At 66.9% G+C, this 23,491-nt stretch carries 19 protein-coding genes; 15 read left to right on the top strand and 4 right to left on the bottom strand.

Going from position 1 to position 23,491, the window contains the following annotated elements; translation table 11 throughout:
- The first annotated feature begins 310 nt into the window (after positions 1-310).
- The 5 genes from AC0IZJ_RS07590 (at position 311) to AC0IZJ_RS07570 (ending at position 3,771) form a co-directional block, all read left to right on the top strand.
- Positions 311-1,297: an RluA family pseudouridine synthase gene (locus AC0IZJ_RS07590; protein ID WP_471848253.1), complete on the top strand. Its 987-nt coding sequence runs from the start codon at positions 311-313 to the stop codon at positions 1,295-1,297.
- Entirely contained in the window at positions 1,294-1,953 is a 660-nt protein-coding gene (locus AC0IZJ_RS07585) for an HAD family hydrolase (protein WP_471848251.1), read from the top strand. The genes AC0IZJ_RS07590 and AC0IZJ_RS07585 overlap by 4 nt, the downstream gene beginning before the upstream one ends.
- On the top strand, positions 1,946-2,332 hold the full coding sequence (locus tag AC0IZJ_RS07580) for a Rieske (2Fe-2S) protein (RefSeq protein ID WP_471848249.1): 387 nt from the start codon (positions 1,946-1,948) through the stop codon (positions 2,330-2,332). The genes AC0IZJ_RS07585 and AC0IZJ_RS07580 overlap by 8 nt, the downstream gene beginning before the upstream one ends.
- A 1-nt stretch (position 2,333) precedes the next feature.
- Positions 2,334-3,338, top strand: a complete 1,005-nt coding sequence (locus AC0IZJ_RS07575; RefSeq protein WP_471848247.1) for a S49 family peptidase — start codon at positions 2,334-2,336, stop codon at positions 3,336-3,338.
- A gap of 283 nt (positions 3,339-3,621) precedes the next feature.
- On the top strand, positions 3,622-3,771 hold the full coding sequence (locus AC0IZJ_RS07570) for a hypothetical protein (protein WP_471848245.1): 150 nt from the start codon (positions 3,622-3,624) through the stop codon (positions 3,769-3,771).
- 99 nt (positions 3,772-3,870) lie between these two features.
- Here the strand turns inward: AC0IZJ_RS07570 and AC0IZJ_RS07565 are convergent, their stop codons facing one another.
- On the bottom strand, positions 3,871-4,179 hold the full coding sequence (locus AC0IZJ_RS07565) for a hypothetical protein (protein ID WP_471848244.1): 309 nt from the start codon (positions 4,177-4,179) through the stop codon (positions 3,871-3,873).
- Positions 4,180-4,311: 132 nt separating this feature from the next.
- Between AC0IZJ_RS07565 and AC0IZJ_RS07560 the strand changes: the two genes are divergently transcribed.
- The 6 genes from AC0IZJ_RS07560 to AC0IZJ_RS07535 all read left to right on the top strand — a co-directional run bounded on the left by AC0IZJ_RS07560 (position 4,312) and on the right by AC0IZJ_RS07535 (position 13,679).
- The gene (locus tag AC0IZJ_RS07560; RefSeq protein ID WP_471848243.1) at positions 4,312-5,925 is read left to right on the top strand and encodes a gamma-glutamyltransferase family protein; all 1,614 of its coding nucleotides are present in this window, start codon (positions 4,312-4,314) and stop codon (positions 5,923-5,925) included.
- Entirely contained in the window at positions 5,922-6,305 is a 384-nt protein-coding gene (locus AC0IZJ_RS07555; protein WP_471848241.1) for a PPC domain-containing DNA-binding protein, read from the top strand. Before AC0IZJ_RS07560 ends, AC0IZJ_RS07555 begins: the two co-directional genes overlap by 4 nt.
- Positions 6,306-6,411: 106 nt before the next feature.
- Complete coding sequence (locus tag AC0IZJ_RS07550) at positions 6,412-7,692, top strand: MFS transporter (RefSeq protein ID WP_471848239.1); 1,281 nt, start codon at positions 6,412-6,414, stop codon at positions 7,690-7,692.
- The gene (locus AC0IZJ_RS07545; RefSeq protein ID WP_471848237.1) at positions 7,689-8,261 is read left to right on the top strand and encodes a GNAT family N-acetyltransferase; all 573 of its coding nucleotides are present in this window, start codon (positions 7,689-7,691) and stop codon (positions 8,259-8,261) included. The genes AC0IZJ_RS07550 and AC0IZJ_RS07545 overlap by 4 nt, the downstream gene beginning before the upstream one ends.
- 142 nt (positions 8,262-8,403) lie before the next feature.
- On the top strand, positions 8,404-10,779 hold the full coding sequence (locus AC0IZJ_RS07540) for a glycoside hydrolase family 3 N-terminal domain-containing protein (protein WP_471848235.1): 2,376 nt from the start codon (positions 8,404-8,406) through the stop codon (positions 10,777-10,779).
- Positions 10,780-10,826: 47 nt separating this feature from the next.
- Entirely contained in the window at positions 10,827-13,679 is a 2,853-nt protein-coding gene (locus AC0IZJ_RS07535) for a glycoside hydrolase family 31 protein (protein WP_471848233.1), read from the top strand.
- Positions 13,680-13,813: 134 nt separating this feature from the next.
- Here AC0IZJ_RS07535 and AC0IZJ_RS07530 read toward each other — a convergent pair whose 3' ends face one another.
- Complete coding sequence (locus AC0IZJ_RS07530; RefSeq protein ID WP_471848231.1) at positions 13,814-14,410, bottom strand: carboxymuconolactone decarboxylase family protein; 597 nt, start codon at positions 14,408-14,410, stop codon at positions 13,814-13,816.
- A gap of 2 nt (positions 14,411-14,412) precedes the next feature.
- Positions 14,413-15,606: a YbfB/YjiJ family MFS transporter gene (locus AC0IZJ_RS07525; RefSeq protein ID WP_471848229.1), complete on the bottom strand. Its 1,194-nt coding sequence runs from the start codon at positions 15,604-15,606 to the stop codon at positions 14,413-14,415.
- Positions 15,607-15,672: 66 nt separating this feature from the next.
- Here AC0IZJ_RS07525 and AC0IZJ_RS07520 point away from each other — a divergent pair, with 66 nt between their 5' ends.
- Together AC0IZJ_RS07520 and AC0IZJ_RS07515 are read left to right on the top strand one after the other, a co-directional pair.
- Complete coding sequence (locus AC0IZJ_RS07520; RefSeq protein ID WP_471848227.1) at positions 15,673-16,527, top strand: LysR family transcriptional regulator; 855 nt, start codon at positions 15,673-15,675, stop codon at positions 16,525-16,527.
- Positions 16,528-16,772: 245 nt separating this feature from the next.
- Positions 16,773-19,004 (top strand): GAF domain-containing hybrid sensor histidine kinase/response regulator, encoded by a 2,232-nt coding sequence (locus AC0IZJ_RS07515; RefSeq protein ID WP_471848225.1) that lies wholly within the window; start codon positions 16,773-16,775, stop codon positions 19,002-19,004.
- Positions 19,005-19,175: 171 nt separating this feature from the next.
- On the opposite strand, the gene AC0IZJ_RS07510 is transcribed toward AC0IZJ_RS07515, so the two are convergent.
- Positions 19,176-20,450 carry a cellulase family glycosylhydrolase gene (locus AC0IZJ_RS07510; RefSeq protein WP_471848223.1) on the bottom strand — a complete coding sequence of 425 codons (1,275 nt, stop codon included), beginning with the start codon at positions 20,448-20,450 and terminating at the stop codon, positions 19,176-19,178.
- A 355-nt stretch (positions 20,451-20,805) separates the two neighbouring features.
- Between AC0IZJ_RS07510 and AC0IZJ_RS07505 the strand changes: the two genes are divergently transcribed.
- On the top strand, positions 20,806-22,554 hold the full coding sequence (locus AC0IZJ_RS07505) for a methyl-accepting chemotaxis protein (protein WP_471848221.1): 1,749 nt from the start codon (positions 20,806-20,808) through the stop codon (positions 22,552-22,554).
- 282 nt (positions 22,555-22,836) lie between these two features.
- Positions 22,837-23,211, top strand: coding sequence for a hypothetical protein (locus AC0IZJ_RS07500; protein ID WP_471848219.1), 375 nt, complete (start codon positions 22,837-22,839; stop codon positions 23,209-23,211).
- The last annotated feature ends 280 nt before the right edge of the window (positions 23,212-23,491 follow it).

Below are 23,491 nucleotides of genomic sequence, written 5' to 3'. Positions count from 1 at the left end.
GGGAGGGGCATGCTCATCCGCGTGGGCTGCTGGACGCTGGTGACAGCTCGCTGAGGCCGGAGGGCCTTGGCGTTCTGTCGCCATGGAAACCTTGTTGTCTGCGAGCGCCGTGGGCTTGTCGGCTGCGGGGCTCGCGGGTTCTTGTGTCATCGCTCTGCCGCGTCGGGCGGTGGGCCGTTCACTCACTCAGGGAGGAAACCTGCCGACCACCGTTCGCGTTGCATCGCCTGTGGCCGCCGGGCCTGCGCCCGTCAGCCACACGTTACCGCCGCTAAAATCAAGCAAATCAAATACTTACGGCTGCAACGTGGTGAAAAGGATTATAGGGGCAGGCCAAGTGCCGCCCGACACCACGCAAACCCCTGCCACGGCACCCGCCGTGCGCAGGGTCACGGTGGATGAAGGCTCGGCCGGGCAGCGGCTGGACAACTTCCTGCTGCGCGAGCTCAAAGGCGTGCCCAAAACCCATGTCTACCGCGTCATCCGCGCAGGCGAAGTGCGTGTCAACAAGGGGCGCGCCCACGCCGACACGCGCCTGGAGATCGGCGACGAGGTGCGCATCCCGCCCGTGCGCTTGCCGGAACGCTCCGCCCAGCCCGAGGCGCCGGCGCGCGAATTTCCGGTCGTTTTCGAGGATGAGCACCTGCTGGTCATCGACAAGCCGGCCGGCGTGGCCGTGCACGGCGGCTCAGGTGTCAGCTTTGGTGTCATCGAACAGTTGCGCCGTGCCCGGCCGACGGCCAAGTTCCTGGAACTGGTGCACCGGCTGGACAAGGAAACCTCCGGCCTGCTGATGATCGCCAAGAAGCGCAGCGCGCTGGTGGCGCTGCAGGACCAGCTGCGCGAGCGCGAGACGGGCAAGACCTACGCCGCCCTGGTCTGGGGCGACTGGCCGGCCAAGCTCAAGGTCATCGACGTGCCGCTGGTGAAGTTTGTCGGTAGCGACGGCGAGCGTTGGGTCAGGCCGGGCAAGCTGGAGGAAGCCGAGGCCAAGCGTTCGATCAGCCTGGTCAAGGTTGTCCAGCGAACGCCACAGTTCAGCTTGCTGGACGTGACCATCAAGACCGGCCGCACCCACCAGATCCGCGTCCACCTGCAGCAGGCCGGCCATTCAATCGTCGGCGATCCCAAGTACGGCGACTTCGAGCGCAACCGGGAGCTGGCGCGCGGGCCCGCCAAATTTGATCGTATGTTCCTGCATGCGCGACAACTCCGCGTTACCCATCCGTCCACAGGTGCCGAGATGACACTGGAAGCACCGCTGCCGCCCGACTGTGCCAAGCTGACGACCCCATGAGACCTCAACGTTTTGACCTGATCGCCTTCGACTGGGACGGCACGCTGTTCGACTCCACCGCGCTGATTGCCCGCTGCATCCAGCGCGCCGCTGTGGACATCGGCCTGCCTGAGCCCGCGTTCGAAAACTGCCGCTACGTCATCGGCCTGGGCCTGCGCGATGCGCTGGAGCATGCGGTGCCCGGCCTGGCCGAGGAGCGCTACCCCGAACTGGGCCTGCGCTACCGCCATCACTACCTCGCCTCCGAGCACGAGCTGTCCCTGTTCGAGGGCAGCCTGGCCATGCTCGAAGAACTGAAGGCCCGCCACCACTGGCTGGCCGTCGCGACCGGCAAGAACCGCGTGGGCCTGGACCGCGTGCTGGCGTCCAGCGAACTGGGCCATCTGTTCGACGCCACGCGCACGGCGGACCAGACGCGCTCCAAGCCGCATCCACAAATGCTGCTCGAGCTGATGAAGGAGTTCGGTGTGGAGCCCGATCGCACGCTGATGATCGGCGACACGACACACGATCTGCAGCTGGCGGCCAATGCCGGCGCGCCCTGCGTGGCGGTCAGCTTCGGCGCCCACGACCACGAGACCTTCGCCGAGTTCAAGCCGCTGTTCGTCGCCCATTCGACGCGTGAGCTGCATGACTGGCTGATCGCCAATGCCTGAGCCAAGCGTCAAGCCGCCGCAGCGTCTGTGCGCCTCCGCCGAGCTGGAAGAGCGCGGCAAGGCGGTCAGCTTCGACGTCATCCAGTGGCGGGAGCCGGTGCGCGCCTTCGCGCTGCGCTTCGATGGCCAGGCGGTCGCCTACCTGAACCGTTGCGCCCATGTGCCCACCGAGATGGACTGGCAGGAAGGCGAGTTCCTGGACGGCGACAAGCGCTTCATCATGTGCAGCATCCATGGCGCCGTCTACGAGCCCCTTACGGGCCAGTGCGTGATGGGCGCCTGCAACCGCGGGCGCTTGACGAAGATCGAAGTCACCGAGCGCGACGGCGAGGTCTACTGGCAGCCGACACGCGACACCCAACCCGCTTTTGAAGATTGATATGAGCAGCACCTCCGACGACTCCCTGCCGCCGCCCATGGAAGAACCTGTCGGCGTGCCGCCTTCGCCAAGCCCATCGCTCACACCGCACAACGAAACGTTGCTGGCACAACTGGCCCGCGACTTCCTGCGCGAGCGGCGCCTGGAGCGGCGCTGGCGCACGGTGTTCCGCCTGTTCTGGCTGTTGATTGCCGCGCTGCTGATCTACAGCCTCTGGCAGCAGGGCAGGCATGTGTCCACGACGACCGCGCCGCACACGGCACTCGTCGAGGTGCGCGGCGAGATCGCGGCCGACTCAGAGGCCAGCGCAGAACTGCTGCTGGCCGCGCTGAGGGACGCCTTCAAGGACGAGGCGGCCCAGGCCGTCGTGCTGCGCATCAACTCGCCCGGGGGCAGCCCGGTGCAGGCGGGCATCGTCTATGACGAGATCAAGCGGCTGAAGAAGCGCTACGACAAGCCGGTCTACGCCGTCGTCGAGGAGATGTGCGCCTCGGGCGCCTACTACATCGCCGCCGCGGCGGACGAGATCTATGTCGACAAGGCCTCCATCGTGGGTTCCATCGGCGTGCTGATGGACGGCTTCGGCTTCACCGGACTGATGGACAAGGTCGGCATCGAGCGCCGCCTGCTGACCGCCGGCGAGAACAAGGGCATGCTGGACCCGTTCAGCCCGCTGCAACCGAAGCAACGCGCCTTTGCCCAGGCCATGCTCGATCAGATCCACCAGCAGTTCATCACTGTCGTGCGCGAGGGCCGTGGCAAGCGGCTGAAGGAAACGCCGGAGACCTTCTCGGGCCTGTTCTGGAACGGCGAGCAGGCCGTGGCAATGGGCCTGGCGGACCACTACGGCAATCTCGATTTCGTGGCCCGTGAGGTCGTCAAAGCCGAGGACGTCATCGACTACACGCCCAAGGACAACGTCGCCGAGCGGCTGGCCAAGCGCTTTGGCGCGGCGGTCGGCGCTGGCGCGGTGAAGGCGCTGCGCGAGGTGGCGCCGATCCGCTGATCCGTGGTCTTCGTGGCGGGCGCCGAGCCGGCCCGCCGCGCGGCTTTCTTTTTCGCAGGCAAGCCTGCCCGTACCGGACCCGTATGCTGAAGCGACGTGTCTTGCTCGCGTGCCTTAGCGCGTCCACAGCGGCGCAGGCCGAGGTGGTTTCTGTGGAAGTCACGCATCGTCAGCCATGGGCTGACGGCAGAGCTTTCGGGGACGTGGGCACCTACGAAGTGCTCCGTGGCACGGTGCGCTATGCCGTCGATCCGAAGAGCGCTACGGCAGCCGCGAAGGCTTCATGAACGCCGTCGCAGCGTCCATCGACAACGCGATTGCCAAGCGCTTCCTCTTGCCGATGCAGCGAGGGCACTACCAAAAAATGGGCCGGCACTGGGATGAGATGACCAGATTCGGTTGGTATCTGGGCCCACGTCGCGACGCGAACTAGCGAACGGCCCGCCAAGGGGTCAACACGAATGACAGCGGCTGAAATACAAAAAGGCCGCAACCCTTTTGGAGCTGCGGCCTGCGCGGAGCGCTCTCGCGCTTACTGCGTCTTGGTCTCGGTCTTGGCTTCGGTCTTGACCGCCGCGTGCTTCTTCGCCGCCTTGTGGGCATGCTTGGCAGCGCTGGCAGCGTCGGCCGGTGCGGCTGCGACGGCCGGGGTGGCAGGCATCGCCGGCGTGGCAGCCGTTGCGGGCTTTACGACCGGCGTGGCGGCGGTGGCCGGGGCGGCTGCGGTGGCAGGAGCAGCCGTCGTAGTAGCGGTTGCAGCCGGTGCGGCGGTCTGGGCCATGGCGACGCCCGAGGCGAGCGTGATGAGGGCAGTAGCGATGGTGGTCTTCAGCGTGTTCATCTTGGGTGCTCCAGGGTGTTTGGGTTTGCTCGGGGCTTCGCGAAAGCTTGTGTCCACAACGACGCCTCATCTCACCGCGTTGACGAGGCCCAGTTCCCTTGCAAAGCCTTACACCGCGCAGAATCAACCCTCATGAATACCGCCACCCACTTCGACTGGACCGCCGGCTACCCGAGCCGGCGCAGCCCGCTGTTTGCCCGCAACATCGTCTCGACCTCGCATCCGCTCGCGGCCCAGGCCGGCCTGCAGATGCTGAGGCAGGGCGGCAACGCGGTGGACGCGGCGATTGCCACCGCGGCCTGCATGACGCTGCTGGAGCCCTGCAGCAACGGCCTGGGCTCCGACGCCTTTTGCATCTTGTGGGACGGCCAGCGGCTGCACGGGCTCAATGCGTCGGGCCCTGCGCCCGCAGCGTGGACACCTGGGTTCTTCAAGGGTCAGGTCATGCCCAAGCGAGGCTGGGGTTCGGTCACCGTGCCCGGCGCGGTGGGAGCCTGGGCCGCATTGAGCGAGCGCTTCGGCAAGCTGCCGTTCGCCGACCTATTGCAGCCCGCCATCGAGATTGCCGAGCGTGGCTATGCCGTGCCGCCCATCGTGCAGGGCAAATGGGCCATGGCCGCGGCCTTGAGCGAGATCACGTCTCAGCCCGGCTTTGCGCAGGCCTTCCTGCCGCAGGGCCGCGCGCCCGCGGTGGGCGAGCTGTTCCGCTTTGCCGATGCGGCGCGCAGCCTGAAGCTGATCGCCGGAACCCGCGGCGAGGCCTTCTATCGCGGCGAGATCGCGCAGGCGCTGGCCCGCTTCGCGCGCGAGACCGGCGGCGCTCTGACCGAGGCCGACCTCGCCGCCTATCAACCCGAATGGGTCACGCCCTTGGCCAAGGACTTTGCCGGCCACACGCTGCACGAGATCCCGCCCAACGGCCAGGGCATCACCGCGCAGATCGCGCTGGGGCTGCTGGAGTACTGCGGAGTGACGGCCCATGCGGTCGACAGCCCCGAGGCCCAGCATCTGATGATCGAGGCGATGAAGCTGGCCTTTGCCGACGCCTACCGCTTTGTTGCCGAACCGGGTGCGATGACCGTCAGCCCGGAGCAGTTGCTGGACCCGGGCTATTTGGCCGAGCGCGCCAAGCTGATCGATCCACAACGCGCCCAGGCCTTCGGTGCCGGCAACCCCGTCAAGGGCGGCACCATCTACCTGACCGCTGCCGACGAGAGCGGCATGATGGTCAGCTTCATCCAGAGCAACTACATGGGCTTCGGCTCGGGTGTGGTGCTGCCGGGCTACGGCATCAGCCTGCAGAACCGTGGTCACGGCTTCACGCTGGAGGCCGGCCACCCCAACCAGGTCGCGCCGGGCAAGCGCCCCTTCCACACCATCATCCCGGCCTTCCTGACCAAGGACGGCGCGCCCGTCATGAGCTTTGGCGTCATGGGCGGCAACATGCAGCCGCAGGGCCATATGCAGACGCTGGTGCGCATGCTCTGCTACGGCCAGAACCCGCAGGCCGCCTGCGACGCCCCGCGCTGGCGCTTCAACGAAGGCCTGTCGATCAACGTCGAGGCCCACATGCCCGCGGCCACCATCGAGGGCCTGCGTGCGCGCGGCCACCAGATCGGTGACATCCACGACAGTTACCAGGACTTCGGCGCCGGCCAGTTCATCTGGCGGCTGGGCGACCCGGGCGCCGAGGGCTATGTGGCCGCCAGTGACCCGCGGCGCGACGGCGCGGCGGTGGGCTGGTGAGCGTGGAGGCGCTGCGCCTGAACCCGGGCGACGACCTGCGCGGCGCGCTCGAGGCCGGCGGGCGCACGGGCTTTGTCGTCGCGGGCATCGGCAGCCTCGCGCAAGCTCAGCTGCGCTTTGCCGGTGAACCTGGGCCCACGCACATCGCCGGGCCGCTGGAGGTCCTGACGCTCAGCGGCAGCCTGTCGCCAGATGGCGCGCATCTGCACGCCAGCGTGTCAGACGCCTCGGGCCGCGTGCTCGGTGGCCATGTCTGCGCTGGCTGCATGGTGCGCACGACGGCCGAGCTGCTGGTGGCATCCGTGCCCGCCGGCACGCTGTCGCGCGAGTTCGACGCCGCCACCGGCTACGCGGAACTCACCGTCAAGCCGCGCTGCTAGCATTCAGCGATGACCAAGTTGCTCGACCTCGACTGACGGCCCTGCCTGCGCCGTCCAGCCCCTGCGGGACGCCTCCCGCCCGTCGAGCCCTCAAGCCCTTGCCGTCATGTTTTCTCGCCTGATTGCCTTCTTCACGCTCGCGCCCCAGGACCTGTTGCGCGAGCCCGTCTACCGACGGCTGTGGTCCTCCATCCTCTGCTCCTCCCTCGGCGGCCAGATCACGCTGCTGGCGCTGCCGCTGACGGCCGCCGTCCTGCTGCACGCCACGCCCACGCAGATGGGCGTGCTGCAGGCGCTCGAGGTGCTGCCCTTCGCGCTGTTCTGCCTGCCCGCCGGCGTGCTGCTGGACCGCGTGCGCAAGCTGCCCGTCTACATCGGCGGCGAGGCCGTGATGGCATTGGCCGTCGTGTCGGTGCCCATCGCGGCCTGGCTGGACGTGCTCGGCATGGGCTGGCTCTACTTCATCGGCTTCGTCATCGGCACCATCAACACGACGGCGGGCAGCGCCGCGCAGATCGTGCTGACGCAGGTGGTGCCGCGCGAACGGCTCGTCGAGGCGCATGCCAAGAATGCGCTGGCTTCGTCGGGCGCCGATGTCGCGGGGCCAGGCCTTGCGGGCCTGTTGATCAAGCTGCTGGGGGCGCCGCTGGCCCTTGCCGTGGACGCGGTGATGCTGGTGCTGTCGGTCATGATCCTGCGCGGCGTGCAAGTCAAAGAGCAGTTGCCCGAGCGCAAGACGCAGGACTTCTGGGCCGAGCTGAAGGCCGGCATCCAGTTCGTGCGGGATCGGCCGCTGCTTGTCAGCATGGCCATTGCCGTGGCAGGCTGGCATGTCTTCCACAACGCGGCGCTGGTGGTGCAGATCCTGCTCGCGACACGCGAGCTGCACCTGGAGCCGCAGACCGTGGGCTGGTCCTACGTGGCCATTGGCGTGGGCACGGTGCTGGCCAGCATCTTCGGCCACCGCATCAGCCGGCGCATGGGGCCGGGCCCCTGCATGGTGCTGGGCCTGTCGCTGTGCGGCCTGGCCTGGTTGCAGCTCGCCTTCGCGCCTTCGGGCTACTGGGGCGTGGCCAGCTTTGCGCTGATGCTGTTCACCTGGGGCGTGGGCGCGGTGCTGATGTTCATCAACTTCCTGTCGATGCGCCAGGCCGTCACGCCTGCGCCCATGCTGGGCCGCATGACCAGCACGGTGCGCTGGCTCATCCTGCTGCCCGCCGCGCCGGGCGCGCTGCTCGGTGGCTGGCTGGGCGAGCACTTCGGGTTGCGCACCGCGCTGGCCTTTGCCGGCGTGGGCTGCGTGCTGACGGCGGTGTGGGCCTGGAACAACCCGGTGCTGCGCGGCGTGCGCGAGCTGCCCAAACCGGTCGAAGTGATGACGACATGACGGACCCGCTGCTGCTTGAGATTCCCGAGCGCCTCGACGGCGAGCGCACCGTGCTCCAGGCGCCGTGCGCGGGGCTTGGCGCCGAGATGGCTGTCGTCGTCACGCAGTCGCTGTCGCACCTGCGGCCCTGGATGCCCTGGGCGCAGGAAGCGCCGACGGCCGAGAGCGCGGAGTTGGTCGTGCGGCGCATGCAGGCCGACTTCATCGCCCGGCGCGACCTCAGCTGGCAGATCTACGCCCGCCGCGCCGACGGCAGCGCGGGTCGCCTGCTCGGTGGCACCGGCCTGCACCGCATGGACTGGACCGTGCGGCGCTTTGAGATCGGCTACTGGATACGGCCCGAGGCGGCGGGGCAGGGCCACGTCAGCGAGGCGGTGGGCCTGTTGACGGCGCTGGCCTTCGGCTTGCTGGCCGCGCGCCGCGTGGAGATCCGCTGCGACGCGCGCAACGTGAAGAGTCGCGCGGTGGCGGAGCGTTGCGGCTTCACGCTGGAAGGTGTGCTGAGGTGCGAGGCGCTCGGGGTGGATGGGCACCCGAGGGACACGGCGGTCTACGCGCGGATCGCCTAGGTCCGCGCTCATCATCGGTCAGCGGCTTGGCGGCTTGGCGGCTTGTAATACTCCGCCCCGGCCTTCGCCACGCCCAGCAACCTTGGGCTAGGTGCGCGCCCAGACTGAACCGCCCACGAAAGAGACTATGAGGAATGCCGGTGTGACACGTCGAAATTTTGTCCAGAGCGTCGGTGCCGTCGGGCTGGCCACCGCAGGCCAGGTGGTGTCGGCCGCTGGCGATCAGCCGCTCTACAAGCAGGCTTCTGCGGCCGTGGAGCTGCGCGTGAACGACCTGCTCTCCCGCATGACGCTGGAGGAGAAGGTGGCCCAAACGATGTGCATCTGGATAGCCAAGAACCGCGTGCAGAACGAACGTGGCGACTTCGACGCGGCGCGCGCTGCGCAGGCCCTGCCGCACGGCCTGGGCATGCTGGCCCGCCCGAGTGACCGCAAGGGCATGGACAACCTGAACGCCGGGGCAGATGCCAACACGGCCAACCGCACGGCCGCCGAGACGGCCGCCTACGTCAATGCCGCCCAGGCCTGGGCCTTGCAACAGACGCGCCTGGGCATTCCGCTTTTCATGCATGAGGAAAGCCTGCATGGCTACGCGGCGCGCGATGCGACCTGCTTCCCGCAGGCCATCGGCCTGGCGTCGTCCTTCGACCCGGCGCTGATCGAACGGATCTATTCGGTCTGCGCCCGCGAAATGCGGGCCCGCGGTGCCAACCTCGCCCTGGCGCCGGTCGTCGATGTCTGCCGCGATCCGCGTTGGGGCCGCGTGGAAGAGACCTTCGGCGAGGACCCTTACCTGATGGGAGTGCTGGGCAAGGCCGCCGTGATCGGCTTTTCCGGCACCGAGCGCAAGCTTGCCGCCGGCAAGGTGATGGCGACGCTCAAGCACATGACCGGGCATGGCCAGCCCGAGCGCGGCATCAACACCGCGCCGGCGCAGATCTCCGAGCGGGTGCTGCGCGAGGTCTTCTTCCCGCCGTTCGAGAAGATCATCCGCGAGACGCCCATCGCGGCCGTCATGCCGTCGTACAACGAGATCGACGGCGTGCCTTCGCATGCCAACCCGTGGCTGCTGAAGACCATCCTGCGCGGGGAATGGGGCTTCAAGGGCCTGACGGTCTCCGACTACTTCGCCATCGGCGATCTGGTGTCGCGCCACCACCTGGCGCCCGACATGACGGAGGCGGCTTACCGTGCCTTCACCGCCGGGGTCGACATAGAAACGCCGGACGAGGGTGGCTTCCCGCAACTTGTCGGCTTGGTGAAGACCGGCCGCATCAAGGAGGCCGAGCTTGACGTGGTGGTGCGTCGCGTCCTGGAGCTGAAGTTCCTCGCCGGACTGTTCGAAGACCCGTATGTCGACGCCGCCAAGGCGGACGGCCTGACCGCCACGCCGGACGCGGTGGCCCTGGCGCACGAAGCGGCGGTGCGGTCGGTCGTGCTGCTGAAGAACGACGGGGTGCTTCCGCTCAACGGCAAGAAGGTCGGCAAGCTGCTGCTGCTCGGCACGCATGCGAAGGACACGCCCATCGGCGGCTACTCCGACATCCCTCGCCACGTGGTGTCGATCCATGACGCGCTGGCCAGCGAAGCGAAGTCGCAGGGCTTTGCGTTCGAATACCGTGAAGCGGTTCGGCTGACCGAGAAGCGCGAGTGGGCGACGGACGAAGTGCGCTTCATAGCGCCGGCGGTCAACGCCCGCCTCATCGCCGAGGCCGTCAAGGCCGCCAAGGCGGCCGACACCATCGTCATGGTGCTGGGCGACAACGAACAGACCACCCGCGAGGCTTGGTCGGACACCCATCTGGGCGACCGGGACTCGCTGGAACTCATCGGCCAGCAGAACGATCTGGCCGCGGCCATCTTCGCGTTGAACAAACCGACGGTCGTCTTCCTCCTCAATGGCAAGCCGCTGGCGATCAACCTGTTGCAGGAGAAGGCCAGCGCCCTCATCGAAGGCTGGTACCTCGGCCAGGAAACCGGCCATGCGGCTGCCGACATCCTGTTCGGCCGCGCCAACCCGGGCGGCAAGCTGCCGATCAGCTTCCCGCGCAACGCGGGTCAACTGCCCGTGTACTACAACGCCAAGCCCACGGCCAGCCGCGGCTACCTGGGTGCTGACAACACGCCGCTCTATCCCTTCGGCTTCGGCCTGAGCTACTCCACGTTTGCACTGTCGGCGCCGCGCCTGTCCAAGGCCACCATAGCGCCGACGGACAGTGTGACCGTCTCGGTGGACGTCACCAACACGGGCAAGCGGGCGGGCGATGAGGTGGTGCAGCTCTACATCCGCGATGACATTTCGTCGGTGACGAGACCGGTCAAGGAACTCAAAGGCTTTGCCCGCGTCACGCTGGCGCCCGGCGAGAAGCGCACGGTCACCCTCACGATCACGACCGCAGAACTCCAGTTCTACGGCATGGACATGAAGCGCGTCGTCGAGCCGGGCAGCTTCACCATCATGACCGGCCCCAACAGCGTCGATCTGAAGACCACCACCTTGACCGTCGCCGCGGCCTGAACGACATGACCTCACCCCGCTCACCCCGCTCGCTCCGCTCGCTTCCCATGCTCGCCGCCACCTTGCTCGCGACGACCGCTTCCTTCGCCGGCACCTACCAGCAAACGCCCACGGGCGTGTTGGTGCGGCCCGATGCGGGCAGCGTCAAGGAGCTGCGCCTCAACGCCATCACCGACTCGATCATCCAGGTCATCGGCGTCGACGATCCGGCGCGTCCGCAGCTCGAGTCGCTGATGGCCGTGGCCAAACCGAGCGGGCGCTTCACGGTGAAGACGGGCCCCGACACCGTGACGCTCGATGCAGGCAGGGCGTCTGCCCAGGTGTCGCTGAAGGATGGCCTGGTGACCTTCCTGGATGCCAAGGGTGTCGCCGTGCTGAAGACGGCCAGAGCCGACATCCGGCAGGTCACGGTCGAGGGCCGGTCTTTTGTGGCCCCGTCCGCCCAGTTCAACAAGGGCACGACCGAGGCCTTCTACGGCCTTGGGCAGCACCAGAACGCCCTGATGGACTTGAACGGCGAAGACGTCGAGCTTCGCCAGCACAACATGGACATCGCCATCCCGTTCGTCGTGTCCGACAGGAACTACGGCGTGCTCTGGGACAACAACGCCGTCACGCGCTTCGGCAACCCGCAGCGCTTCGGCCTTGCCAGCCGAGACCTGAAGCTGACCGCGCTGGACGGCTCGAGCGGCCTGACCGCAAAGTATTACGTCGACGATCAATTGATCCTGACCCGCGTGGAGCCGGACATCCGCTATCAGTTCCTCAGCGATGTCAGCAAACACTGGCCCACGGAGCCCGCGCTGAGCAAGGCAGCCACCCGCGGCAAGAAGGTCAAGGTCGTCTGGGAAGGCACCGCCACCTCGGACAAGCCGGGGCTGCACAAGATGCGCCTGTTCGCGTCCGACTACGTGACGCTGAAGGTCGACGGCAAGACGCTCTTCGACCACAGCATCTGGCGCATGGGCTGGAACGGCTGGTACAACAATTTCGAGCAGCCGTTCAGCAAGGGCAAGCCGGTCAGCCTGCATGTCGAATGGCTGCCGACGAGTGGCCTCATCTCGCTGCACCACTCCGACCCCGAGCCGGCCGCCGACAAGCACTCGTTGCGCTTCGCTTCGGAAGCCGGCACCGGCCTGAACTACTACTTCATCGGCGCCGATTCGATGCAGGGCGTCATCCGCGGCTACCACCACGTCACCGGCGTGCCACCCATGATGCCGAAATGGGCCTACGGCTTCTGGCAATCGCGGCAGCGCTACCGCACGCAGACCGAGCTGCTCGACGTGCTCAACACCTACCGCGCCAATCGCTGGCCCATCGACAACATCGTGCAGGACTGGTTCTACTGGCCGGAGGACCAGTGGGGCAGCCATGCCTTCGATCCGGCACGCTTCCCTGATCCCAAGGGCATGGTCGATGAAGTTCATCGCCAGCATGCCCGCCTCATGATTTCGATCTGGGGCAAGTTCTACCCCAACACCGACAACTACAAGGAGCTGGACGCCAAGGGCCATATGTGGCGGCGCAATGTCGAACTCGGCATGAAGGACTGGGTCGGGGCCGGCCATCTCAACAGCCACTTTTCGCCCTACAGCCAGGAAGCGCGCGACATCTTCTACCGCCAGATGAAGAAGCCCCTGGTCGACCTCGGCTTCGACGCCTGGTGGATGGACAACACCGAACCCGACGTGCGCTCCAACGCCAGCCCCGAAGAGATCGCCGAACTGATCACGCCGACGCAGATGGGGCCCGGTGCGCTGGTGACCAACGCCTACGCGACCATGGCCACCCAGGCCGTCCATGACGGCCTGAAACGCGACCGGCCGGACCTCCGCCATTTCATCCTGACCCGCTCCGGCTTTGCAGGCGTGCAGCGAAATGCCGCAGCTCTGTGGTCGGGTGATGTCGTCGGCACCTGGGACAACCTGCACAAGCAGATCTCGGCCGGGGTTCAGACCGGGTTCTCGGGCGTGCCCAACTGGACCCACGACATCGGCGGCTATTCGCAGGAAGCCCGGTTCCAGGACAAGTCGGTCGCGGGGCTCCAGGAGAACCGCACCGGCGGTGGCACGCGTACCGCCGAAGATCTGAAGGAGTGGCAGGAGCTGAACCAGCGCTGGTGGCAGTTCGGCACCTTCTCGCCGCTGATGCGCAGCCACGGCGAAGGCGTGAAGCGCGAGATCCATGAAATCTCGCCCGAGGGCTCCGCCATGCGGGCCAACCTGCTGTGGTTCCTGGAGCTGCGCTACCGGCTGATGCCCTACATCTACACGGCCGCCGCAGACAGCCATTACGAGGGCGCGCCGATCATGCGGGGCCTGGCCCTGGACTTCCCGGCAGACGCCACGGCCAAGAAGATCGCCGACCAGTACCTGTTCGGCAAGTCGATGCTGGTGGCGCCGGTGACGCGCTATGGCGCGACGTCACGTTCGGTCTACTTCCCCGGCACGTCGATCTGGTACAGCGCCTGGACGGGCGAGGCGGTCAAGGGCGGCGAGACGCGCACCGTGGTTGCCCCGCTGGACCAGATGCCGCTTTTCATCAAGGCGGGCGCCATCGTGCCCATGGGGCCCGTCATGCAATATGTGGACGAGAAGCCCGATGCGCCGCTGACCCTCCATGTCTACACCGGCGCCGATGGCAGCTACAGCCTCTATGAAGACGACGGCGTCTCGAATTCCTACAAGGCCGGCCAGTTCACGCGCATCCCTTTCGCCTATGACGCGAAGCGCGGCGAAGTCACGATCGGGCCGCGCGCCGGGGCCTACGCGGGCATGGTGACGAAGCGAACCTTCAACGTCCGCTTCCTCAAGCCCGGCGACCGGACCGTCGACTTCGATGCGCCCGCTGTTCCGGTGACCTACTCGGGAGACCGCATCGTCGTCAAGGCGCCCTGAGATACGGAGCGGCACGGCGTCTCGCACCTGCTGGACAGGCGATCGTGATGCCAGGGGCCCTTCAGCACCCGAGTGCGCAAAGCGCGAAAAGAGATCAGGCGGTCGCGGACGTAGCGATCATGTGAAAAGCACGTCTATGCCGGAAAGGCCTGCAGCGGCTCTCCATTCGCGCCGGCCATCGCCGGCGTGCGCGCGACGTTCATCACCCAATTGACCATCGTGAAATAGCCGATGAGCGCGGTGAGTTCCACCACGCCCTGCTCACCGAACGTCGTGATCGCCGCGGCATAGGTGGGATCGCTCACGCCATGCGTGTGCAGCAGCTCGCGGGCGAAGTCGAGGGCCAGTTCTTCGTCGGCCTGCAGTCCCTTGGGGCGCGCCCCAAGCCGCAAGACCTCCACCGCGTCGGCATTGACGCCCGCCTGCACCGCCAATGGCGCGTGCATCAGCCACTCGAACTGGTTGCCCTCATGGCGTGCGGTGGCGCAGATGACGAGCTCGCGCACGCGCGCATCGATCGAGCTGCCAAAGCGAAGGAACTCACCGACTTTTGCAATGCGCTCCAGCAAGTCCGGACTGCGCAGCAGCGGCAGGAAGGGGCCGTAGACGCCTTTGCGCGGCCCGTCGATGAGGGCCTGCGCCGCAGCGCGTTGCGCGTCGTTCATCGCCTCCGCGGCGGGCATGGGCAAGCGCTCTTGAGCGTGCGCGGCAAATCCTTGTTCAGTGGGCATGGCTAGTTCTCCGTTGACTGGCAAGAGGCGCGCGACTCGCGCAAGAGCCACGCAGCGGTGGCGAAGAGCGATGCTGCTGCGACCTGCAACGCGATGTCCAGACCGTTCGTGCGCAGAGATGGCACGTTGAGCAGCAGGGCCGACGCCACGGGGCCGGCAATCTGCCCGACGGCGAACGCCGCAGTCATGCGGCCGACCGCGTTGCGCGGGTCTCCTAGGGCGCGGGCGCGCGCAACCTGCACCCCTGCGAGCGTGACGACCATGAAGGTGCCACCGACCAGCAGCGCCGACAGCAGGATGACGAAGCCGTGGGTCCAGAGGCTGGGCAGCAGCGTCCCGACGGCCATCAACGCCTGGCAGACCGCCCACACTTCGATGTGAGGTCGCCGTTGTAGCCAGCGGCCGGCGACGATGGTGGAGAGTGCGGCGATGCCGCCGAACACCGGCCATGCCAGGCCGAACGAGCCAGGATCGTCGACCACGTTGCGCGCGAGCACGGGCAGGAAGGTGGCCGGCAGGATGTAGCCAAATCCCATGACGCCGTAGCAGAACATGAGGCCCCACGAAACACCCGTTGCAGCCACGGGCGCAGCGGGGGCGGTCGGTGCAGGCGCCAGAGCCGGCGCCGAGATTTGGCGCAGCACGAACACGACGGGCAGTGACAACACCAGCGCCAGCAGCGCAAGCTGCAGCCACAGTGTGGGCGCGGTGACGTGGGTCGCGCCGGCCGCCCAGACATGCAGTCCGGCGAGCGCTATTCCCGCGCCAACGCCTGCATAGACCAGGCTGGCCGCCTGCGGTTCGCCCGCCTGGCCCAGTGCCCCCAGCGACCACACGGCAGTCGCAACAAACACCCACGCAGAAGCCATGCCTGCCAGGAAGCGCCATGTGCCCCACAGCCAGGTGCCAGGCCATGCCATGGCCGCCGTCAGCCCAACCGTCAGCACCAGGCCCAGCAGCGCGAGCTGGGTGGCGCGCCCCGGCAGCTTGCGGGCGGTCAGCGCGCCCACGAGGTAGCCGGCGTAGTTGGCGGCCGCGACCCAGCCCCCGGCTGCAATGTCGAGCTGGCCCTCGCGAATCATCAGCGGCAGCACCGGCGTGAAGGCAAAGCGGCCGATGCCCATCGCAACCGCCAGCGACAGTGCACCCGCGATGCACAACGCGAAGGTCGATGGGGGGCGGACTGCGGTTGCCATGGCTTTGCAGTAGACCGAGAATCGATGCCATCGACAAATGAATATTCCTGACTAACCATTCTCTCCATGAGAAGTATCGACCTCGACTCGCTGGAGATCTTTCGCGCCGTTGCACAGGAAGGCGGCGTGATCCGCGCGGCGCAGAAGCTCAACCGCGTGCAGTCCAACGTGACCACACGCGTGAAGCAGCTCGAGCAGCGCCTGGGCTGCCAACTGTTCCGGCGGCAGGGCCGAGGGCTGGTGCTTTCTCCGGAGGGCGAGCGGCTGCTGGCCTATGCGCATCAACTGTTCCGCCTGGCTGACGAAGCCGAAAGCGAGTTGCGCAGCGGCAAACCCGCAGGCGTGCTGCGTCTGGGCTCGTTGGAGAGCACGGCGGGCAGTCGGCTCGCGCCCATCCTGTCGCGCTTCCATGCGCTCTACCCCGACGTGGTGGTGGAACTGGCCACCGGCACCACCAGCGCCCTGGTGCATCGCGTGTCGAGTTTCGAGCTGGACGCGGCGTTCGTCTCGCAGCCCTTCACGGCCCCCGGCCTCAATGCAATGAAGGTGTTCGAGGAAGAGCTGGTGTGCATCACCGCGCGCGGCGTTGCACCGGTCACGCGCGCGGCAGACCTCGCTGGCATGACGCTGATCGCCTTTGCTGACGGCTGCTCTTACCGCAAGCGCATGCAGGACTGGTTGGGCGCGTCGTCGGTGATGCCTGCGCGCACGCTGGAGTTTTCGTCGTACCAGGCGATGGTGGCCTGCGTGGCGGCCGGCACCGGGTTCGCGCTCGTACCGAAGTCGCTGCTGGCGACGCTCAAGTCGTCACAGGAAGTGCAGCAGCATGAAGTGCCGGCGAAGGTGCGCAGGAATGTTACGCATCTGGTGTGGCACGGGCTGGCGACGACGGCTCTGACCAAGCTGCAAGAGCTGCTGTGACCCGCTTCAGGCGCGGCGGCTGCGCGCTCGCCGCTCGAGGGGTACGAGATGGAGCACGCAGAAAGGGCGGTGGGGCTGAACCAGGGCTGCGCCGGAGCGACCCGACGTCGGTTCCCAAGGCTGAACGCGGCACGCCGGTCTTGGGCGTCGTCCTACACCCCACACAGGGGAATTGCACGATGCTGCGCGTTCATTCCGCAGGCTGCTTCAGTTGCCGCTAGGCGGCTTCTCTGACTGCTGCGCCCATGTCCAAGCCTCTCGACCAGATTCCCCTGACCTTCAGCCTGTCGCTGGAGACTTCAACGGTTGAATGGAAGGACGCGGTGATCGACCGATACCGCCGCATCCTGAACCGTGCCGTTCAGACGGCGGTCATCACCGTCGACACCGCAGGTTTCGTCACCGGCTGGAGCGAAGGTGCAACGGCGATGCTCGGGTGGACCGAGCCAGAGATGCTGGGACAGTCGCTGGCTCGCGTGTTTCCTGCGGAAGAAGGCGGCAATGCGGCGTGGGAGGCGGAGGTCGCAGAAGCTCGACAAAGTGGATCGGCAGGTGCGGAGGGGTGGCGTCGTCGCAAGGACGGCCAATTGATCTGGGCCATCGGCGAAACGAGCTGGCTTTACGAAGGCGACCCGGATGCAGGTTTCGTCAAGGTCCTGAGGGACCGGACCGAACGTCGGCGCGACGAGATCAAGCTCACTGAACAAACGCGGGCTCTCGAGTTGCTCAACCGCACCGGCGCGAGCCTGGCACGCGAAACGAGCCTGGACACGCTGGTCAAGACCGTTACCGATGCCGGTGTGGAACTCACTGGCGCCGAATTCGGCGCCTTCTTCTACAACCAGGTCAACGAGTCTGGCGAGAGCTACATGCTCTACAGCCTGTCGGGCGTGCCGGCAGAGGCGTTCTCCAAGTTCCCGATGCCACGCAACACCGCGATCTTTGCGTCGACTTTCGGCGGCCAGGGGATCGTCAGGTCGCATGACATCACCCTGGACCCGCGCTACGGCCGCAACGAACCTCATGAAGGGATGCCCGCAGGGCATCTGCCGGTCCGCAGCTACCTGGCGGTGCCGGTCATCTCCCGGTCCGGCACGGTGATCGGCGGCCTTTTTTTCGGGCACTCCCGGCCGGGTGTGTTCACCGAAGACTCCGAGCAGAGCATGAGCGGCCTGGCTGGAGAGGCTGCCGTGGCCATAGACAACGTGCGCCTCAACGAGGAAACACAGCGGGAAGTGGCGGAGCGGCGACGCGCGGAAGGCGCCTTGCGCGACTTGAACGCTCATCTGGAAGAGCAGGTTCGCCACAGAACCGAAGAATTGGTCCAGCAAGGCGAAGCGTTGCGGCAGGCGCAGAAGATGGAGGCGATCGGCCAGCTCACCGGTGGCATCGCCCACGACTTCAACAACTTGCTGCAGGTCATCGTCGGCAACCTCGAACTGCTCACCCGCACGTTGCCGGAAGGCATGGCACGCCACAAGCGCGCCGCCGCGTCGGCGATGTCGGGTGCTCGGCGCGCGGCGACCCTGACGCAACGGTTGCTGGCCTTCGCCCGGCGTCAGCCGCTTGATCCCAAGGCCCTGGACGTCAACGTCGTCGTTCAAGGCATCTCCGAACTGCTTCGGCGCTCGCTCGGTGAGACGGTGGAGATGGAGACGGTCCTGGCCGGCGGCCTGTGGAGTGTGGAGGTCGACCCGAACGAGCTTGAAAGCGCGCTGGTCAACCTGGCCGTCAACGCGCGGGACGCGATGCCGGAGGGCGGCAAGTTGACCGTCGAGACTGCGAACGCGCATCTCGACGAGGCCTACGCGAGCCGCCACCCTGAAGTGAAGCCAGGCCAGTACGTCGTGATCTGCGTGACCGACTCGGGGCATGGCATGGACGCACAGACACTGTCCCGGGCGTTCGAGCCGTTTTTCACCACCAAGCCGGCGGACAAGGGAACGGGCCTTGGCCTCAGCCAGGTTTATGGCTTCGTCAAACAGTCGAACGGACACGTCAAGCTGTACTCGGAGGTGGGCAGCGGCACCACGGTGAAGATCTACCTGCCACGGTTCCACGCGGCTGCGGCCACTGATCAGGCACAGGAGGCCGCCCCGGCGCCGGAAGCCGATGGCGAGACCATCCTGGTGGTGGAGGACGACCCGGACGTGCGCGCCTACACAGTCGGTGCGTTGCGCGAGCTGGGCTACTTGGTCATCGAGGCGGCTGACGGGCCAGCCGCCCTGGGTGTCCTGCGCGTCACCAGCGTTGATCTGCTCTTCACCGACGTGGTGTTGCCCGGCGGCATGACCGGCGAGGACCTGGCTGCCCAGGCTACGAAGATGCATGCCACTTTGAAGGTCTTGTTCACGACCGGGTATGCACGCAACGCCATCGTGCATCAAGGGCGGCTGGACCCCGGCGTACAGCTCATCACCAAGCCGTTCACCTTTGACGACCTGGCTACGAAGATTCGAGAGGTCTTGGAACGCTGAAGCGCTACGGCAGCGGGAGATCATTGCTTTCAAGCGCCGCGATGGTTCAGCATCCATCGTGTCCGACAGCGTGGGGTTGAAGGCCGGCAAGTCGCAGGTGGCGCCGGAGGCCGATGTCACGTCGATACGGGAGCCGTTCGCCACGGGCCTGGAGTGGCCGGTCGCACCCGTCTACTTCACCTCGACCTCTGCCGAAAATAGCAGGCCGCCGTCCTGAGTGGTGGCTGTCAGCCGCGCCTTGCCGGGCTTTAGAGCAGTGAGCTGGCGCCCGCCCGCCTCCAGGCGTACGACGCCCTTGCCCTGGCACTCGTCAAGCTTCAGATTGAAGCGCTTGCTGGCCGCGTTGGCGGGCGCCACGAGCACGGTCACTGCCGCCGCCTCGCCGACCTTGAGCACCGACTTGGCCAGGTGGACGTAGACCCCCGAGGGCCGCACCACGCCGTCCTCATAGAACGAGGCTGGCCGGATCGAGGTCTGCATCAGGCCATGCGGGCTGAGCGCCACGATCTGCGCACCGGGCTCGTGGGGCCATTTGCCGAACACGCCGCCCTCGGCGATGTCGAAGTAGCGGAAGTCGTTGCAGTCGCCATTGGGCATGCCGCCCCAGGACCAGTTCAGCCAGCCGACGCCGTGCTCCTGCAGCATCTGCATGGCCGCTATGTAGGGTAGCGGCTTGGGGTCGGCGCACTGCCCCATGCGGGTCACCGACGGTCCCTCGCCCACGACCACGGCGACGCCCTGCCGCCGGCCGGCCTCGACCACCTTGCGGTAGTTGTCCAGCGCTTTGTCGGCCGGCCAGTAGGAGTGGGCCGAGAAAATCAGCTTGCGCAGCGGGTCACGCTGGAGCAGTGCGGGCGCCACCCGCAGCAGCTGGTCGATGTTCTGCCCCCATCCGGCCGCGTCGATCATGATGGGTACGGTGTAGCCCCAGCGGCGCAGGGATTCGACGGCCTGGCCATAGGTGGCAAGAAAGTCCTCATCTGTCACGGTGCGGTCGCCCGCCTCGTTGGCGATGTTGAGGATGGTCCAGCGGCGTTGCGCCTGGATGCCCGCGATGAGGGCCGGGTCGTTCCAGAAGTTCACGCACCCTTGCAACGCCTCGCCCCACTTGCCGGTGGCGTTGTGGCATTCGGGAATCGCCACCATCTTGCGTGCGATCGTGGCTTCGATCAGCTTGAGGAGGTCCGCGCTCGACCCCTTCTTGTGGTCCCACACCAAGCGCAGGCTGTTGGCACCGGTCTGGTCGATCTGCGGGATGAGGGACTTGCCCAGCGGATCGTGCGACCACACGAACATCTCATTCAGGCCGCGCATCACCAGGCGCTCGCCAGCGGCGGTGTAGATCTGGCCACTTGGGTCGACGTAGACGGTGTCCGGTGCGGTCTGGGCGGCGCCAGTGGCCAGAACGGAAAGCAGGGCGGCGGCGGTTCGAAGTAGTCGGTGCATCGGTCTTCTTGGAAGCAGCACGGAGGGGGCCGGATGAAAGGCCCGAGTTCAGCGGTTCAACCCGCGCATCATCCACTGCGCCGCTAGCCCCGCTCACTTGCGCTGCGTGCTCACCGAGGTTCCGGCCTTGCCGCGGTCGAAGCGGCAACGCCTGCGCAGGAGCGGCGACAGGTGGGCGATGTCAGCTTCCTTGCCGCGACTGCGAAGCCAGCACGTGCCTCATACGGGGGATTCGCCTTGCGCCGGGTCAACGGATGACACAGACTCGCACACCGCGCATCCCTGTGGAGCAGGATGCACGGACTGCTGCATGACCGAATCGTTAGCATGGCCAATCCTCAACCGGAGCCGTCGCATGAACGTCCTTACCAACCTGCGCATCGGCCGCCGCCTTGGCCTCGCGTTTGCCATTTCAATCGCCTTCACCGTGCTGATGGCCGCCTACGCGCGCACGGCGCTGATGCGTGTCAATGACGAGCTGGCCATGATGGTCGACGACCGCATCGTCAAGGTTCAGCAGCTCGAGCAGATCAAGGACAACGTCAACCTGACGGCGCAGGCCGTGCGCAATGTGCTGCTCATTCCCAATGCCGAAGGCAAGCGCGCCCAGCTGACGACGGTAGAGACCATCGCGAAGGCGAACGCCGAGATATTCGACAAGCTGGATGCCAGCATCAAGTCAGAGCGTGGCCGCCAGATGATGGCCACGGTGGTGCAGGCGCGGACGCAGTTCGTCGCGTCGGTGCGCAAGGTCATCGACCTGGGCACCAAGGACGAGATTGAGCCGGCGCGCGACCTGTTGCTGGGAGAGACCCAGACCCTGCAGGCCACCTATTTCAAGTCGCTGGAGGCGCTCGTCGACTTCCAGAAGGAACTGATGCACGCCGCCGCCAGATCGGCCGATGAGACGGTGGACTTCGCCGCCATCGCCGTGGTGGTGGCCGCAGTGGCCGCCATCGCCATCGGTGCGGCCATGGCGCTGCTGATCACGCGCTCGGTGGTGCAGCCCATCCAGCAGGCTGTCGACGCGGCCGAGACGGTGGCCGGCGGCGACTTGCGCCTGCAACTGGTGACCGATCGCAGAGACGAAGCCGGCCTGCTGCTCAGCGCGCTGCAGCGCATGAATGACTCGCTGGTGGGTATCGTCGGCGCGGTTCGCGGCAATGCCGACAGCGTGGCCACCGCCAGCGGCCAGATCGCTCAGGGCAATGCGGACCTGAGCCAGCGCACCGAGCAGCAGGCCAGCAACCTGCAGGAAACGGCTGCCTCGATGGAAGAGCTGAGCGCCACCGTCAACCACAACACCGACACGGCGCGTCAGGCCGCCCAACTGGCAACCAGCGCCGCGAAGGTGGCCGAAAGCGGCGGCCAGGTCATGGGCCAGGTCGTCGCGACGATGGACCAGATCACCACCAGCTCCAAGAAGATCGCCGACATCATCGGCACCATCGACGGCATCGCCTTCCAGACCAACATCCTGGCGCTGAACGCGGCCGTGGAGGCCGCACGGGCCGGCGAACAGGGTCGCGGCTTCGCCGTCGTGGCCGGTGAAGTGCGCCTGCTGGCGCAGCGCAGCGCTGAGGCGGCGCGCGAGATCAAGGGCCTGATCGGCGCGAGCGTCGAGCGCGTGGAGGCCGGCAACGTGCTGGTCGGCGAGGCCGGCCGCACGATGGACGATGTCGTCAACCAGGTGAAGCGGGTGGCCGACCTCATCAGCGAGATCAGCGCCGCCAGCGGTGAGCAGAGCAAGGGCATCGGCCAGATTGGCGAGGCCGTCAGCCAGCTCGACCAGGTCACGCAGCAGAACGCGGCCCTCGTCGAGGAAAGTGCGGCCGCGGCCGAAAGCCTGCAGGCCCAGGCCAAGCAGCTGGCCGAGACGGTGTCGACTTTCAAGCTTGACGCCGCTGCCGCGCCCAGGGCGCCGGCGGTCAAGGCGCACAAGCCAAAGGCCTTCGCGTCCAAGCTCGCCGCCAAGCCGGCAGCCCGGCCTCCGGCCCTGGCAACCGCCCCGACGTCCGCCCGGCCTGTGGCCAAGGCCGTGCTGGCACCAACCACCGCTGCTGGTCCCGCAGCCGCCGCTGACGATGAATGGACCTCGTTCTAGTTCAGCGAATAGGTTGGCCAGGTCTTGGACGCTGTGGTGACATCAGTGGCGGCCAACAGCGCCCTTGTGCGCGTGCGCCAGCAGCACGTCAAGCGTCGGGTCGCGCAAACCGCAGCTGCACCCACGGCCAGTTGCGTGCCGAGCGGCTCCACGCTGAAGCAGCGGAGTACCGCGCGCTCCGAGCAAGGTGTTGCGCCTGGGGTGGGGAGACGCTTTGATCTTCGGTCCCTTTGGCATGCTGATTGCCCAGAGAGTTCCCCTTATCTCTACTGGAGACTGATCATGACGAAGCACCTTCTCGCTACGCTCGCCGTAGCCGCGTTTGCAACGACTGCAACAGCCCAGACTGCCACGACTGCCGTAGGGCGCGCGGCGAGCGCCGCTGTCACTCCCGGCGATCAAAACATGGGGCGCAATCCGGAGAACCGCACCGGTGGACTGATGGGCAGCGACACCAATGCCAACTCGGGATCGACAAGCGCCGGCCGTGCGGCCAAGGCTGCCGTGACACCGGGCGACCAGGACATGGGCCGCAATCCGAATAACCGCGCCGGCGGCCTGATGGGGGCCGACCGAACCGCAGCCGATGGCAACGCGACCACGACGTCCAATGGGTCTAACTACGCCATGCGCGCACCGCGTCCCGACCGCAACTGAACCGGGCCGATCGGCTGATGTAAGACCGACGAACGGTCGGCAGGGCAGGCCCTGCCGACTGTTCGTGTGGGCTAGCGTTTCGATCGTAAAAACGCTTGCTACTGATCGCGCGACCGCCCCTGAGCTGTGGTCAGACCGCCATGGCCACTGGCCCAACCGGCAGTTTCTGCCGCAAAGCCGTCTTCACGCGGTCCCAGACCTGCTCCCGGCTGGATAGCGGTCCGTCGAACGACGGATGCCGGCTCAATCGACTGGGCGCTGGCCGAGAACGGAGACGCCA

The sequence above is a fragment of the Roseateles sp. AC306 genome, assembly GCF_979253795.1.
The sequence above is the reverse complement of the archived record's forward strand: the minus strand, read 5'-3'. Positions and strand labels throughout refer to the sequence as shown.

Coding starts and splice junctions, on each gene's coding strand:
- AC0IZJ_RS07585 (WP_471848251.1), top strand. CDS start 1,294: ATGAGACCTCAACGTTTTGACCTGATCGCCTTCGACTGGGACGGCACG.
- AC0IZJ_RS07580 (WP_471848249.1), top strand. CDS start 1,946: ATGCCTGAGCCAAGCGTCAAGCCGCCGCAGCGTCTGTGCGCCTCCGCC.
- AC0IZJ_RS07575 (WP_471848247.1), top strand. CDS start 2,334: ATGAGCAGCACCTCCGACGACTCCCTGCCGCCGCCCATGGAAGAACCT.
- AC0IZJ_RS07570 (WP_471848245.1), top strand. CDS start 3,622: ATGAACGCCGTCGCAGCGTCCATCGACAACGCGATTGCCAAGCGCTTC.
- AC0IZJ_RS07565 (WP_471848244.1), bottom strand. CDS start 4,179: ATGAACACGCTGAAGACCACCATCGCTACTGCCCTCATCACGCTCGCC.
- AC0IZJ_RS07560 (WP_471848243.1), top strand. CDS start 4,312: ATGAATACCGCCACCCACTTCGACTGGACCGCCGGCTACCCGAGCCGG.
- AC0IZJ_RS07550 (WP_471848239.1), top strand. CDS start 6,412: ATGTTTTCTCGCCTGATTGCCTTCTTCACGCTCGCGCCCCAGGACCTG.
- AC0IZJ_RS07545 (WP_471848237.1), top strand. CDS start 7,689: ATGACGGACCCGCTGCTGCTTGAGATTCCCGAGCGCCTCGACGGCGAG.
- AC0IZJ_RS07535 (WP_471848233.1), top strand. CDS start 10,827: ATGCTCGCCGCCACCTTGCTCGCGACGACCGCTTCCTTCGCCGGCACC.
- AC0IZJ_RS07530 (WP_471848231.1), bottom strand. CDS start 14,410: ATGCCCACTGAACAAGGATTTGCCGCGCACGCTCAAGAGCGCTTGCCC.
- AC0IZJ_RS07525 (WP_471848229.1), bottom strand. CDS start 15,606: ATGGCAACCGCAGTCCGCCCCCCATCGACCTTCGCGTTGTGCATCGCG.
- AC0IZJ_RS07520 (WP_471848227.1), top strand. CDS start 15,673: ATGAGAAGTATCGACCTCGACTCGCTGGAGATCTTTCGCGCCGTTGCA.
- AC0IZJ_RS07515 (WP_471848225.1), top strand. CDS start 16,773: ATGTCCAAGCCTCTCGACCAGATTCCCCTGACCTTCAGCCTGTCGCTG.
- AC0IZJ_RS07510 (WP_471848223.1), bottom strand. CDS start 20,450: ATGCACCGACTACTTCGAACCGCCGCCGCCCTGCTTTCCGTTCTGGCC.
- AC0IZJ_RS07505 (WP_471848221.1), top strand. CDS start 20,806: ATGAACGTCCTTACCAACCTGCGCATCGGCCGCCGCCTTGGCCTCGCG.
- AC0IZJ_RS07500 (WP_471848219.1), top strand. CDS start 22,837: ATGACGAAGCACCTTCTCGCTACGCTCGCCGTAGCCGCGTTTGCAACG.